Origin of the sequence: Chitinophaga sp. H8, from assembly GCF_040567655.1 — a bacterium.
GTDB lineage: Bacteria > Bacteroidota > Bacteroidia > Chitinophagales > Chitinophagaceae > Chitinophaga > Chitinophaga defluvii.
The window spans coordinates 1,910,899-1,925,641 of the sequence record NZ_JBEXAC010000001.1 but is presented as its reverse complement, the minus strand read 5'-3'; the positions used below and the strand labels follow the sequence as shown (position 1 = coordinate 1,925,641).

At 44.7% G+C, this 14,743-nt stretch carries 12 protein-coding genes; 6 read left to right on the top strand and 6 right to left on the bottom strand.

Annotation, left to right across the window (positions count from 1 at the left end):
* Positions 1–161: 161 nt before the first annotated feature.
* Positions 162–491: a DMT family protein gene (locus tag ABR189_RS07285; protein WP_354659805.1), complete on the bottom strand. Its 330-nt coding sequence runs from the start codon at positions 489–491 to the stop codon at positions 162–164.
* Positions 492–668: 177 nt separating this feature from the next.
* The gene (locus ABR189_RS07280) at positions 669–1,097 is read right to left on the bottom strand and encodes a carboxypeptidase-like regulatory domain-containing protein (RefSeq protein ID WP_354659804.1); all 429 of its coding nucleotides are present in this window, start codon (positions 1,095–1,097) and stop codon (positions 669–671) included.
* Positions 1,098–1,418: 321 nt separating this feature from the next.
* Between ABR189_RS07280 and ABR189_RS07275 the strand changes: the two genes are divergently transcribed.
* The 3 genes from ABR189_RS07275 (at position 1,419) to ABR189_RS07265 (ending at position 6,508) form a co-directional block, all read left to right on the top strand.
* A complete protein-coding gene (locus ABR189_RS07275; protein WP_354659803.1) occupies positions 1,419–1,955 on the top strand; it encodes an RNA polymerase sigma-70 factor in 537 nt (178 codons plus the stop codon).
* 92 nt (positions 1,956–2,047) lie between these two features.
* Positions 2,048–3,019, top strand: a complete 972-nt coding sequence (locus tag ABR189_RS07270; protein WP_354659802.1) for a FecR family protein — start codon at positions 2,048–2,050, stop codon at positions 3,017–3,019.
* An 87-nt stretch (positions 3,020–3,106) separates the two neighbouring features.
* Positions 3,107–6,508, top strand: a complete 3,402-nt coding sequence (locus tag ABR189_RS07265; RefSeq protein ID WP_354659801.1) for a TonB-dependent receptor — start codon at positions 3,107–3,109, stop codon at positions 6,506–6,508.
* Between the two features lie 93 nt (positions 6,509–6,601).
* Here ABR189_RS07265 and ABR189_RS07260 read toward each other — a convergent pair whose 3' ends face one another.
* On the bottom strand, positions 6,602–7,531 hold the full coding sequence (locus tag ABR189_RS07260; RefSeq protein ID WP_354659800.1) for an aspartate carbamoyltransferase catalytic subunit: 930 nt from the start codon (positions 7,529–7,531) through the stop codon (positions 6,602–6,604).
* Between the two features lie 43 nt (positions 7,532–7,574).
* Positions 7,575–8,105 (bottom strand): bifunctional pyr operon transcriptional regulator/uracil phosphoribosyltransferase PyrR, encoded by a 531-nt coding sequence (pyrR, locus tag ABR189_RS07255; RefSeq protein WP_354659799.1) that lies wholly within the window; start codon positions 8,103–8,105, stop codon positions 7,575–7,577.
* Positions 8,106–8,315: 210 nt separating this feature from the next.
* Here pyrR and ABR189_RS07250 point away from each other — a divergent pair, with 210 nt between their 5' ends.
* Positions 8,316–8,834 (top strand): peroxiredoxin, encoded by a 519-nt coding sequence (locus ABR189_RS07250; protein WP_354659798.1) that lies wholly within the window; start codon positions 8,316–8,318, stop codon positions 8,832–8,834.
* A 177-nt stretch (positions 8,835–9,011) separates the two neighbouring features.
* Here the strand turns inward: ABR189_RS07250 and pruA are convergent, their stop codons facing one another.
* Together pruA and prfB are read right to left on the bottom strand one after the other, a co-directional pair.
* A complete protein-coding gene (gene pruA / locus ABR189_RS07245) occupies positions 9,012–10,646 on the bottom strand; it encodes an L-glutamate gamma-semialdehyde dehydrogenase (protein ID WP_354659797.1) in 1,635 nt (544 codons plus the stop codon).
* A gap of 148 nt (positions 10,647–10,794) precedes the next feature.
* A protein-coding gene (prfB, locus tag ABR189_RS07240; protein WP_354659796.1) for a peptide chain release factor 2 occupies positions 10,795–11,887 on the bottom strand; the annotation gives its coding sequence in 2 pieces (ribosomal slippage) (positions 10,795–11,826 and positions 11,828–11,887; 1,092 coding nt in all).
* A 120-nt stretch (positions 11,888–12,007) separates the two neighbouring features.
* Between prfB and ABR189_RS07235 the strand changes: the two genes are divergently transcribed.
* Positions 12,008–12,814 (top strand): TspO-related membrane protein, encoded by an 807-nt coding sequence (locus ABR189_RS07235; protein ID WP_354659795.1) that lies wholly within the window; start codon positions 12,008–12,010, stop codon positions 12,812–12,814.
* A 69-nt stretch (positions 12,815–12,883) separates the two neighbouring features.
* Positions 12,884–14,542, top strand: coding sequence for a glucose-6-phosphate isomerase (gene pgi, locus ABR189_RS07230; RefSeq protein ID WP_354659794.1), 1,659 nt, complete (start codon positions 12,884–12,886; stop codon positions 14,540–14,542).
* Positions 14,543–14,743: the final 201 nt, after the last annotated feature.

The following is a 14,743-nucleotide window of genomic DNA, read 5'->3' as shown; positions in this document are numbered from 1 at the left end:
ATCACGGGGTTTCATTGACACTATTCAGGCACAGCAGCGGCTGTACCCTGTTACCAACTATGATCTAGCGCTTTATGAAGTGAGGATAACCAGATAATGATCAACGATTAATTCTACAGACCATAACAATACTATTTTAAGGCGGCTGACAGCCGCCTTTCTTATTTTTTGAACATGAAATAAACAGCCCCTAATATAAAGGCGAAGGAAACCAGGTAATTCCAGCGGAAAGGCTCTTTCAGGTAAAAGATGGCAAAGAGTGCAAAGACAGTGAGTGTGATGATTTCCTGTATGGTTTTTAGCTGAAATCCGGTAAATCCTTCCTGGGCACCAAAGCGATTGGCCGGTACCATAAAACAATATTCAAAAAATGCAATTCCCCAGCTGATGAGAATGACTTTCCAAAGTGCTACTCCCTGGTATTTCAGGTGACCATACCAGGCAAAAGTCATAAATGTGTTGGAAATGAGAAGGAGAAGAACGGTACGCATAAAATCCGGAACTGCTTTTTAATCAGCCACCGAAAGTACAATATTTATAATTTAACAAAGTCCTAACATTTGTTAAACTGGACAAAAAAAGCCGGACTTGCGGTGTGCAAGCCGGCTAGAATTTGGGGAACAATCATGCAATAAAAAACTATGGTTAGTATTGTTCCTGATAAGCGACTATTGTTCCAGTTTAATTTCGCCTAAGTCCGTGGGCTTACCATCTTCCACTTTCACATCTTTGATAGTGGCATCTTTGTAAGGAGCTTTGCCCTTTACAACTACGGTGTAAGTTCCGGCTTTGGCATCTTTAATAGTGAACGCGCCTTCTGTGATAGTTGCAGTCAGCTTGGTTTCACCTTCAGTGGCCTCTACTTCGGTAGCACCGTCTGCAGGGCTCACTTTACCAGTGATAGAACCAGCTTCTACCGCTTTTAGGGAATCATTGGATTTTAATGAGTCAATTACTTTGAGGGAGTCAACTGCCAGTACAGCGGCACTATCTGTTGCAGATTTACCGGTAATCATTCCGGCATCAGCAGTTTTAAATGCAAACAATCCAACTGTTACGGCTACCATTGCGAGTGTTCCTGTGATTACTTTTTTCATGGCTTTTCAATTTAGTATGATGTAAAATAATGGTGACTAAATAATGATGACGGATAATAAGCATGGTTTTTGCATTACTCGCTTGATGTAGCTAAATGCTAAACATCCTGATGCCCTTTCCATTAATAATACAATCATCCGGATGGTTACCATTAGTCTTACTAAAAAAAAGTTTTCAAGTAAATAAATAGCCCGGTAGTAAATGAATACAGCGGTCATATTAATATTTTGTAATGTAAATTCGCGGCTGGAATGATGCAGTTGGCAGGAAAAATAAAGGATCATTAATAACCCAAGGACTCAACGCATAAATTAAAAGGAATGATGCATTTAAGTAATGCGGAAATAGTTGCCGGCATCAGGAACAGGGATAAAGCTGTGTTTGAAGCAGTATTCAAACATTTCTCCCCTTCCATGTATAATATAGCCGTTCGTTATTTAAAGGATGAAGATGAAGCCAATGATGTGGTGCAGGATGTGTTCCTCAATTTGTGGAGAGGCGCTACACTCCTGGACGAAAGATCGCCTGTGCAGCATTATCTGGCCAGGGCCACTGTGAATACTTGTCTCAATGCTATCAAAAAAGAACAACGGAAACAAACTTACACCCGCGAACAGTTGTTTACAACGGCCTCCGTTACCGATTATTTAGCACTGGAACACAAAGAGTTAATAGCCCAGTACCATGCTGCCCTGGAAAAACTACCGGAGCAATGCAGACGGGTGTTTGAAATGAGCCGGTTGAAAGGACATTCTCCTACAGAAATTGCCACCCAATTGAATATTTCTATTAATACGGTGTATGCTCATCTCACCACTGCCTTGAAAAAGCTGAGACTTTCCTTAAATCAACAATAAATACCTTTTTAGTTTGCGGAAATAAATTTTAACTTTTTTTTAATTCCGCTTAGTGGTACTCCCCCTATTGATTGTATTATTATTAAGCAGACATGAATACGCAACCCGACATACAAGTAGTAATCGAATATCTGGAAGATCCGGAGAACGAGCAACACAAGCTGGCACTGGATAAGTGGCTGCAGCAGGATGCCGGCCATCTGGACATCTTCCTCGAAATGCGTGCCCTCTGGCAGGGAGATGTGCTGCCTGCTATTTCCTCCTATAATACTACCCGGCAATGGGAACAGCTGGAAACACAACTCGATGCCCCACAGCCATTGACGGTCGCGCCTTCAACTGTTACCCCTGTTAAAAAGATATCTCCCCGCTACTGGTGGGCTGCAGCTGCCATTTTATTGCTGGTGGCAGGATATACTATTTTCCACCAACCAGCATATCTGGTAAAACAAACAGCACAAAAGCAGGATAGCCTCCTGTTGCCGGATGGTTCCATGGTATACCTGAATGCACATACCAGCATCAGATACCCCAGGGAATTTAAAACCCGTCATATTACTATCGAAAAAGGGGAAGCCTTTTTTGATGTCGCACAAAAGCCGGATGCTCCCTTCTCTGTAAATACGGATAAAGTAGCCATCCAGGTATTAGGCACCTCTTTTAATGTAAAAGACGATGGCCGTGCCGTAAAAGTATTTGTACAAACAGGAAAAGTAAGTGCTGCATTTAAAGGCAGCGACAATAAAGTAACCCTCACTCCTGGTGTTGAAGCAGCACTGGCAACGGCTAATCAGAAGATTGAAACCAGGCGGCCCCAGAAAAACAATAATATTCTGGCCTGGAAAACAAGACAGCTTGTTTTTGAAGATTCCCCACTGACTGCTGTAGCGGCTGCCCTGGAAAATTGCTACCATGTAGAGGTAGTGATCCGCAATGAACAACTGGCCGATAAGAAACTTATTGCCAGCTTCCGTAACTTGCCGCTTGAAGAAGTACTGGACATTATGGAGAAAACCCTCCAGATTAACATCTCACACAAAAACGACCTGGTAGAAATCTATTAAGACCCGGAACTGCTGCTTATGAAGGGATTTTTACTACAGGATCGTTGGTCACAGACCAGGTGGTGGGGCGCGTTATTTCATGCGCTCATGAGATGTGTATATCTAGTAACGGCAAGTACCCATTATTCCTTCGTCAAATGCCGCTGGCGGCTGATGCTGCTGGGCCTGTTACTACCCGTTTACTGGGCAACTGCACAAATTACCCCTCCAACTACTTCTCCGGTTAAAAAGAAAATATCTCTTCAATTTACCAATGCCAAACTCAGAAACGTTCTCCGGGAAATAGAAAAACAAACCCGCTATTCTTTTGCCATCTCTTCCGATATACTTGAAGCAGCTTCCCCTGTCACCTTGCGTGTAAAGGGAGCTCCACTGGAACAGGTACTACGCAGTATATTTCCCCCCAACAAATATGTCTTTGAAATAAAAAATGGCCAGATTATCGTTTTTCCCCTGAACCAGGCAGGCGATCCTATTAAAACACCTGTGCCGGCGCCCCCTCCTAAACCTGTAAAATGGCAGATAACAGGTACCGTTACAGATGGTATGGTACCCCTGTCAGGGGTTTCCATCCGGGAAAAAGGAACCACCAATGGTACTTCTACCAATGAAAATGGGGTATTTGAATTAGGCGTTATAGATGGGCAGGCAATCATACAGGTGTCCCTGATTGGCTATGAAACCAGGGAACTGCCTGTAAGAGACAGAAAAAACATGGACATTACCCTCCGCAATGATTTAAAGAACCTCAATGAACTGGTCGTTTTAGGATATGATATACAGAAAAAGGCGAACCTTACCGGCGCCATTTCCCAGATAGCAGGCAAGCGGCTGCAAAGCAGACCAGTGGCTAATGTAATGGCTGCCTTGCAAGGCACCGCTACCGGGCTGCAGGTAACCCGGAATAACGGGCAACCAGGTAAAGAAGGCTTTAATATCCAGATCAGGGGATTAGCCTCTGCTACCAGTAATACCCCACTGGTCATCGTAGATGGTATAGCCAACTCACTTTCCATGCTCAACCCCAACGATATTGAGTCTATATCTGTATTGAAAGATGCTGCCGCTACCTCTATCTATGGTGCACAGGCAGCTGGTGGTGTGGTGTTGGTCACCACCCGTACAGCGAGCCCCGGTAAGCTCTCACTGGAATACAATACCCTGGTGGGAGTGGAAACCCCTATCCATCAACCCAGGCTGGTACCTACGTATGAGGCGGCACAAATGGCGAATGAAGCAGCCGGAAATGCAGGTCAGCCACTCCCCTGGCAGCCTTATGAAATAGACTGGATGCAACAGCATCCCGGCAGATATGCAATTGATTATGATCAGCCCGATTATTACAAATACTACTATAATTTCCACCAGCTGCCTTTACTCACACAAAAGCGGTCTGGCATTCAAACCCATAACATTGCCATGAAAGGTGGTAATGAACAACATCAGTTCGCACTGTCACTCGGATACTTTGGCCGGCAAGGGCTATTCCGGATAGGCCCTGACAATACCTCCCGGATGAATGCGCGCCTGCATCTGAATACCCGGTTCAGTAAGCATGTAAGCCTGGAATCACGCTTATCTTTTGCACAAACCAATACCTTATCCCCCAGTACACAAACGGATGGCCCCAGAGGATTGCTGCGTGCCCTGTACCAATCATCCGGTAATGCCCCCATCTTTGTTCCTGGTACAGATCACTATGCCTATGGCAGCGTACCGGTTTATGCCATCCTGAAAGATGGCGGACAACGCGATGAAAAGCAAGAATTTGCAGATGCTATCCTTACGCTACGCATTGATAGCCTGGCCAAAGGGCTCGCATTACGCGCCATATACAGCCCTCAGCAACAAACCTATCAGGATAAACTGGCCAGAAAAACCATTCCCCTCTGGAATCGGGTAGCGCCTGTGTTTAATGCACAATTTCCCAATATGCTGGAACAAAGCCGGTTGATAAAAAAAGGAAGTAATATCCGCTTACTGGCCGACTATGATTTTCATGCCGGTGCACGCAGTAATTTTCATCTGCTGGGTAGTTATTCTCTTGAATCCTTCCGGCATGAACAAAATACCATTGCAGCACAAGGGGTGTCTAATGAAGAACTTACTACTCAATATATCCATCATCCTGAGTATGGTACCACCGCCAGAGAGGTGCGCTATGGCTCCTTACAGTCTTATTCTGCCAAGCTGAATTATATTTTTGACAACCGCTACCTGGTAGAAGTAAATGCCAATGCTGCCCGGCTTTATCAAATGGCCAACACAATCGGGACCGTTAAAAGCTGGCAGGTATTTCCTTCTGTTTCTGCCGGCTGGCGCTTGAACAATGAACGCTGGTTCAGCAATGCTTTTCCTGTATTTGATGAGTTTAAACTACGGGGCTCCTGGGGACAGCCAGGCAACATCAAAGGATGGAGCAATACCAATGATGAATTGCTACGTATTTTTGTCCGGAATGCCACTCCTCTTACTCCTTTTTACAATTATCTCCCTATTCCGTTAACCAGTGGGTGGGAAAATATCACAGCTACCAATGCCGGATGGGATATAGCGATGTTTAAAGGGCGGTTTACCCTGTCTGCTGATTACTTTGTAAAGCGTCACAAAAATATGCCTGTCCCGCTGCTACAATCATCTGTCAACGGGCCGGCTTTTGCAGGATTTAATGATGGTGAAATGAAGGCCAGTGGCTGGGAGCTGAACCTTGGATGGAAAAGCAATACCAACAAATTCAGCTATTGGCTCAATGCTAATATTTCGGACAGCAAAAATAAGGTCCTGCGTAATGACGCGGCGGTCAAACAATATGGTCTTAACCTTGGATTACCCGGCTACGCTTATGCTTCCCTGTTTGGATACCTTGCTGATGGTTATTTTCAGAATGCAAGTGAAGTACAGCAACACGCTGTACAGGATCCTCAAACCGGTCCGGGGGATATCCGTTATCAGGATATTAACCACGATGGAAAAATTGACCAGGCAGATCTTGTATACCTGGGTAGCACAGATCCCCGGTATACCTATGGCTTTGATGCCGGCTTTAACTGGAAAGGGCTCGATTTTTCCATTTTCTTCCAGGGGGTAGGACAAAGGCAGCTATTAGCAGATCCCCGCTACAGCATGCCTTTTACTGATGGCTGGCAGCAACCCTGGGATATTAACCGTAACTACTGGCAACCTGGTAATCCTGATGCTTTATTTCCCAGACTGTATCAGGGAGGTGGGCAAAATCTGGCCCCCTCCTCTCATTGGATCATGAATGGTGCTTATCTCCGGCTTAAAAACCTGCAACTGGGCTATACTTTACCGGCTGCACTGCTGAAGAAAACCCCGGTAAGCAGCGTCCGTGTCTATTTTTCAGGACAGGATCTGTGGGAAATCAGCCATATGAAAATTAAATATCTTGATCCAGAACAACTGAATTATAACGGCTATGAGTATCCATTTTTCAGATCCTATACTTTAGGGTTAAATATTGTTTTCTAAATTCATGTAGTGCAGCTCCCGCCTGCTCATTTGCATAAAAAAAGCATCACGGATCAGGTGATGCTTCTTGATAATTATTTTACTGAAAATTGATTAATCAGGCTTTTTACCCGCCAGCAGATATAAGGCAGCCATCCGGATGGCCACTCCATTTTCCACCTGGTGGAGAATCAGCGACTGGCCGGAGTCGGCCACATCAGAATTTAATTCCACCCCACGGTTAATCGGGCCCGGGTGCATGATAACAATTTCCTTCTGCAAGCTATCCAGCAATTCCCGGTTTACCCCATATGCCAGTGAGTATTCCCTCAAAGAAGAGAATAAAGGCATATTCTGACGCTCCAGCTGTATACGGAGCACGTTAGCTACGTCGCACCAGGCCAGTGCCTCCCGGATATTATAACTTACGTTGACTCCTAATGCTGCTCCCATATGTTTTGGGATCAATGTAGGCGGGCCTACCACGGTAACTTCCGCTCCCAGCTTCTTCAGGCAATAAATATTGGACAATGCTACCCGGGAGTGCATGATATCACCACAGATAGCTACCTTTTTGCCGGCTACACTCCCCAGTCGTTCCCGTATGGAGAATGCATCCAGTAGCGCCTGTGTGGGATGCTCATTGATACCGTCTCCGGCATTTACAATGGGGACATTAATGTGTTTGGCCAAAAAGTGAGGGGCCCCGCTGGCTGAATGCCGCATCACCACCATATCCACCTTCATAGACAGGATGTTGTTCACCGTGTCGATCAAAGTTTCTCCCTTGGATACCGACGAGCCGGAGGCGGAGAAATTAACGGTATCGGCACTCAAACGCTTCTCCGCCAGCTCAAAAGAGATGCGGGTACGGGTTGAGTTCTCAAAAAATAAATTGACGATCGTGGTATCTCTGAGGGTGGGAACTTTTTTTATCGGCCTTTGTAAAACCTCCTTGAATTGGTCGGCTGTTTGAAAAATAAGTTCTATGTCCTGACGCTGCAGATCCCTGATACCGAGTAGATGTTTTACTGATAATGACATTCTAATGTGCAAATATAAAGGCCAAAGTTGAAAAAATAAAAAACTATTCCACCAGCACTACTTCATCCTTCCCATCCCGCTCCTGCCACAATACCCTCACTTTTTGCGAAATAATGGCGTCAATGGTACGGCCAGTGTAGTCCGGCTGTATGGGTAACTCCCTGCTGAAGCGACGATCTATCAGTACCAGCAGCTCTACAGCTGCCGGACGGCCAAAGTCCAGCATAGCATCCAGCGCACTACGGATAGTACGCCCGGTATACAACACGTCATCAATCAACACCACTTTCTTATTTTCTATGGAAAAATCGATGTCCGTTTCATTAGGCACATGCAATTCCGTTCCTTTATTAAAGTCGTCCCTGTAAAAGGTGATATCCAGTTTGCCGTAGTTGATAGCAGAGCCCGGCAGCAATTGCTGCAAGGTATGATAAATCCTTTCGGACAAGTGTACTCCTCTTGGCTGCAAACCAATCAGCACCGTATCTTCAAACTGAAGATGATTTTCTATTAGCTGGTGACAAAGCCGGTCTATGGTAATAGCCAGTTGCTTCCCATTCAGTATGGTTTTCAAAACACAACGTTTTAGGGCTCAAAAATAACGATTAATGCTACAGATAAAAAGTATCAGGCCAGTTTTAATGAAAACCAGGGTAAATATACCGGTAGCAATTATCTGTATACTATCCGGATGAGGCAATTGATGTAACTTTGCAGTGGTATTGCAGGAACTGTAAACAACAAACCACTGATTCCGGATACTACACCACATAAAACTGCTCATATGAAACCGCTCAAACAACTATTTATGATAGCCATGATATTCCAACTCTTTTCCTGCTCCTCCCACGCACAGGTTACCACAGGCTCAAAAGTGCCGCCATTTACGCTGCAGGATCAGGATGGCAAAACCTTTGATGTTACCACCCTGCTGGGTAAGCAACCCCTGGTGATCTATTTTTATCCTAAGGATGAAACCAGTGTTTGTACCAAAGAGGCTTGCTCTTTCAGGGATGCATTTGAAGAGTTTAAACAATATGGTGCCACTGTAATCGGTATCAGTTCAGATGGCGTAGCCTCCCATAAAAAGTTTGCTGCTAATCATCAACTTCCCTTTACCCTGTTAAGCGACCCTGATAATAAGGTAAGAAAACTCTTTGGAGTACCTAAAACCTTTGTACTGCCAGGAAGGGTAACTTATGTGGTAGACAAAAACGGAGTGGTAATACACACTTTTAACTCTATGCGGGATGGAGAAAAACATGTTACAGAAGCACTCCATGCATTAAAGGAGGGCAGCTGAAGAAGAGCTGTCAGCTATTAGCTTTTAGCCAAAAGACCATAGCGGATAAAAAGAAAGTTGCTAGCTGTTGATTAGAGAATAAATTAAAAAAAGCGATGAACATGGTGTCCATCGCTTTTTTAGTATCATTTAATCTCCGCTGCATTAAGCTAAAAGCTAACGGCCAACAGCTAATAGCTATTTTTCCTCATTCAAAAAAGGATACTTATAATCTGTAGGAGGTACAAATGTTTCCTTTATCGTTCTTGCACTTAACCAACGATACAAATTCAGCTGAGAGCCGGCCTTATCGTTAGTGCCGGAAGCACGGGCACCGCCAAAAGGTTGTTGCCCTACCACCGCACCGGTAGGTTTATCATTAATGTAGAAATTGCCCGCACTGTTTACCAGCTTTTTAGTAGCCAGCTCTACTGCATAACGGTCCTGCGCGATGACAGCTCCGGTTAAGGCATATTCTGACGTGCTGTCTACCAAAGCCAGCGCTTCTTCAAACTTCTCCGCATCGTAGGTGTAAATGGTCAATACAGGCCCGAAGATTTCTTCACACATGGTGGTGTAGTGTGGATCTGTAGCCTCTATCACAGTAGGTTCTATAAAGTATCCTTCTGTTTTGCTATAGTTTCCTCCTGCAATGATCTTAGCTTTAGGATCTTTCCTGGCATTATCTATATAGGAAGTGATTTTATCGAAAGATTTCTCATCGATTACAGCATTGATGAAGTTACCAAAATCTTCTGTAGAACCCATTTTCATGGTTTTCAGTGCTGCACTCAGCTTCGTTTTGATTTCTTCTGCCAGGTTGCTGGGAAGGTATGCCCTGGAAGCGGCAGAACATTTCTGGCCCTGGAACTCAAAAGCACCACGTGCCAAAGCTGTTACCACTACATCAGGTATAGCAGATTTATGTGCAATAACAAAATCTTTACCACCGGTTTCGCCTACAATGCGTGGATAAGATTTGTATTTGCTGATGTTATTACCAATGGTTTGCCACATTTGCTGGAACACACCGGTAGAACCGGTAAAGTGTATCCCTGCAAAATGAGGATCAGCAAAGCAGATATCCCCCATAGTAGGACCACTGGCATATACCAGGTTGATCACCCCATCAGGCAACCCCGCCTCTATAAGAATTTTCATGAACATGCTGGCAGAATATACCTGGGTATTTGCAGGTTTCCATACTACCACATTACCACATAATGCAGCAGATGTAGGCAGGTTACCACCAATGGCAGTGAAGTTAAAAGGAGTTACTGCCAGTACAAACCCTTCCAGCGGACGGTATTCCAACCTGTTATGTACACCTGGTGAGCTTACAGGTTGCTGGCGGTATATTTCACTGAGGTAGTGTACATTAAAACGCAGAAAGTCGATCAGTTCACAGGCACTGTCAATTTCTGCCTGGTACGGGCTTTTGCTTTGCCCCAGCATAGTAGTACCATTCATGTGATAGCGGTATTTGGTAGCTATCAGATCTGCCGCACGCAGAAAGATATTGGCACGTACTTCCCAGTCCATATTCGCCCATTTTTCGCGGGCTGCCATAGCTGCTGTAATAGCTGCTTTCACATGACTGGCATCCCCCTGGTGGAAATGTCCCAGTTTGTGTTTGATTTCATGTGGAGGACGGATGTCTACCGTATTACCGGTACGCACTTCCTGACCACCGATATACATAGGTATATCAGCTACTTCTGCCTTAAACGCTGCTAATTGTTTTTTTAATGCTGCCCTTTCCGGGGAGCCTGGTGCATAATTTAAAACAGGCTCGTTGCTTGGTGCTGCAAAATCAAAGTATCCTGTATTCATTCTAATAAAGATTGCCTGCCCATAGGCAGCGTGTTTAGATATTGTTGTTGTTTATTAACTAAAAATGATCAATGACGAATTACGAAATGCGGATTATAAAGGTACCGCTTAATTTGTAATTCACCATTGACCATCCTCAAATGATATATTATGCTTCTTCTTCTTTCTGCATCATCAGGTAGGCTTTGATAAAACCTCCCAACTCACCGTCCATCACCGGTTGTACATTCCCTACTTCAAAATCGGTACGGTGGTCCTTGATCATCTTATAAGGGTGGAATACGTAGGAACGTATCTGAGATCCCCATTCAATTTTACGCTTAGTGGAGTTAGCCGCATTCTTAAGTTCTTCCCGCTTACGGATCTCTTCTTCATAGAGGCGTGACTTTAACATGGTCAGGGCTTTTTCCCTGTTCTCTCCTTGTGTACGCGCCTGCTGGCATTCGATAATAATACCGGAAGGAATATGCTTTAACCGCACAGCCGTTTCCACTTTATTTACGTTCTGTCCCCCTTTACCACCTGAACGGTAAAACTCCCATTCCAGATCGGCAGGATTTACGGCAATCTCAATGGTGTCATCCACCAGCGGATATACGAAAACGGAGGCAAAAGAGGTATGACGGCGGGCATTGGCATCAAATGGAGAGATACGTACCAGCCGGTGAACACCGCTTTCCGCCTTCAGCTGCCCATAAGCAAAATCTCCGTCAAATTCCAGTGTTGCCGATTTAATACCTGCACCATCACCATACTGCACATCAATTTCCATCACTTTCCACCCCTGCTTTTCACCATACATGCGATACATACGCAGCAGCATTTCCGCCCAATCCTGGCTCTCGGTTCCACCCGCGCCTGAATTGATCGTAAGTACTGCCGGCATTTCATCTTCCGGCTGATTTAAAGTAGATTTAAACTCCAGCTCATCCAGGGCTGCCAGCGCTTTATTATAGGCTTCCAGCACCTCTTCCTCCGTGGCTTCCCCTTCTTTCTGGAAATCATTTAAAACACCACTATCCTCAATAGCGGATTGTACCTGCTCATATAAATCTACCCAGAACTTATTGACTTTAATGTCTTTCAGGATCGCGGTCGCCCTTACATTGTCATCCCAAAAGCCAGGTGCGAGGGTAAGTTGTTTATCATTTTCTATTTTAGCTATTCTGTCGGGTACGTTAAAGAAAACCTCCCAGGACGTACAAACGGTCCCTCATAGCTTTAAGCTGCTCTGATGTCATAGGGAGCAAATGTATGTAAAAGTGTGTGTATGTACAAATCTGTACCTACCAGCTTCATCCCGGAACAGTTTTTGCGGAACATTTTAGCCGGATGTTTAATATTTCAAAAAGTAGCTATCTATGCTGGAAACCCATAAATCCCTGTTGTATAAGAACAAATCTGTATTCAACACCATTGGCCTCATCATCGTTATTGCCATCAATATGCTGGCAGTGCTACTCCCCATCAATGGAAAAAGTACCGGGCAGATAGCAGATCAATATCCTAACTTGTTCACTCCTGCAGGAATCACCTTTTCCATCTGGAGTGTGATCTATCTTTCGTTACTGGCCTTCATTATCTACCAGCTATGGCTGGCTTTTTCCGGCCGTCGCCCGGAGGAACTGAAGCACTTTATGACCCGTATGAAAGGCTGGTGGCTCATCAGCTGCCTGGCCAACAGCTGCTGGTTATTGGCCTGGCATTACGAACTGCTCCCACTCTCCATGTGCCTGATGCTGCTATTACTTTTTTCCCTGCTGATCATTCATCGTAATTTCAATATTAGCCGGACTCCTGCACATACACATGAAAAATTATTCATACAGCTTCCGTTCAGCCTGTACCTCGGTTGGATCAGCATTGCTACCCTGGCTAATATTACCGCGCTAATGGTATACTACGGATGGGATGGTGCTGGTATCTCCCAGGTAAACTGGGCAGTGTTAATGATTGGCATCGGCACCCTTTTATCACTGATCATGATACTGCGCCGCAACAATATCACCTACGCCCTGGTTAGCATCTGGGCCTTTTATGGTATTTTATTAAAGCGGGAACAAGCAGATGTAATGGAAGAATCTCCTGTTATTCATGCCAGTATTATCGCCATGGGTGTTATTGCCGTAGGCATATCCTGGCAGCTATACCGCAGAAAAACAAACTAATACCTCTTTTACCAGCTATAGACTGCCAACTAAATTATTTACTTTTGGCCTGCATTAATTTGAGATATTATGTTTCCAACTACCGATCCTACTAGCACTAAAGCATGGCAGGCACTGCAACAACATGCTACTGAGATGAAAAAAGTGCAAATGCGCGACCTGTTTGCACAGGATGCCACACGCTTTGACAACTTCTCGCTACGTTTTGAAGAGATCCTCTTTGACTATTCAAAGAATATCCTCAATAATACAACCCGTACCCAACTGCTGGCACTAGCCAGGGAATGTGGCGTGGAGCATGCTATAAAAGCGATGTTCGGAGCAGAAAAGATCAATGCAACGGAAAACCGGGCAGTATTGCATGTGGCTTTACGTAACCTGTCAGGTAAACCAGTAGTATTAGACGGAAAAGATGTGATGCCGGATGTGCTGGCGGTGCTCGATAAAATGGAAGGCTTCTGTGCCAAAATACATTCCGGAGAATGGAAAGGCTATACGGGAAAGCCCATACGCTATATCGTGAATATCGGTATTGGAGGATCTGACCTCGGCCCCGTAATGGTAACCGAAGCATTAAAGCCTTACTGGCAACCAGGCATCCAGACCTATTTTGTATCCAATGTGGATGGTACGCATATTGCCGAAACACTGAAAAAAGTAAGTCCGGAAGAAACTCTTTTCCTCATTGCTTCCAAAACATTTACCACCCAGGAAACCATGACCAACGCACTCACTGCAAGGCAATGGTTTCTGGAGCATGCTAAGGACGAAGCACACGTGGCCAAACATTTTGCCGCACTCTCCACGAATGAAAAAGCGGTGACAGCCTTTGGAATAGATCCCGTAAATATGTTTGAATTCTGGGACTGGGTAGGCGGCCGTTATTCATTATGGTCCGCTATCGGTCTTTCTATAGCGCTCACCATTGGCTTTCCTCACTTTAAAGCATTACTGGAAGGTGCCCATGCGGTGGATCAGCATTTTGAAACTACTCCTTTTGAACAGAATATACCGGTACTGATGGCGCTGATAGGTCTTTGGTACAGCAATTTCTTTGATACGGCTACTGAAGCAATATTGCCATATGACCAATACATGCATCGCTTTGCGGCCTATTTCCAACAGGGTAATATGGAAAGTAATGGTAAGTATGTAGGCCGCAATGGTAAGCCTGTAAGTTATGAAACAGGACCTATCGTATGGGGAGAACCCGGCACGAACGGACAACATGCTTTTTATCAGCTGATCCACCAGGGTACCCGGATGATCCCATGCGACTTTATCGCACCTGCTATCAGCCATAACCCTATTGGTGATCATCATGTGAAACTGCTCTCTAACTTCTTTGCCCAAACGGAAGCACTCATGAATGGTAAAACAGCTGCGGAGGTAAAGGCAGAACTGCAAAAAGCCAACATGCCGGAAGCAGAAATGGCTGCCCTTATTCCCTTTAAGGTATTTACCGGCAACCGGCCTACCAACTCCTTCCTGGTAAAAGAAATTACGCCAAGGTCATTGGGATCACTGGTAGCACTATACGAACATAAGATTTTTGTACAGGGCGTTATCTGGAATATCTACAGCTTCGACCAATGGGGTGTAGAACTGGGTAAACAACTGGCCAACAAAATATTGCCGGAACTGGAAAACAATGACCAGATAACCAGTCATGACGCATCCACCAACGGGCTGATTAATGCATGGAAGAAGATAGCTTTTAGCCGTTAGTATTTAGCTATTAGCTGATTAAACGAACTTCGAGCCCAACACAAGCTAAAAAAAGCGAATGAACAGGTTATTATACTTTGTTCATTCGCTTTTTTTAGCTTAAATACTTACCAATACATCCGCTGCATTGGGCTAAAAGCTAAAAGCCAACAGCTACAAAAAAGGAGAAGAACAGTATTGTTCTTCTCCTTTTTTTATTGC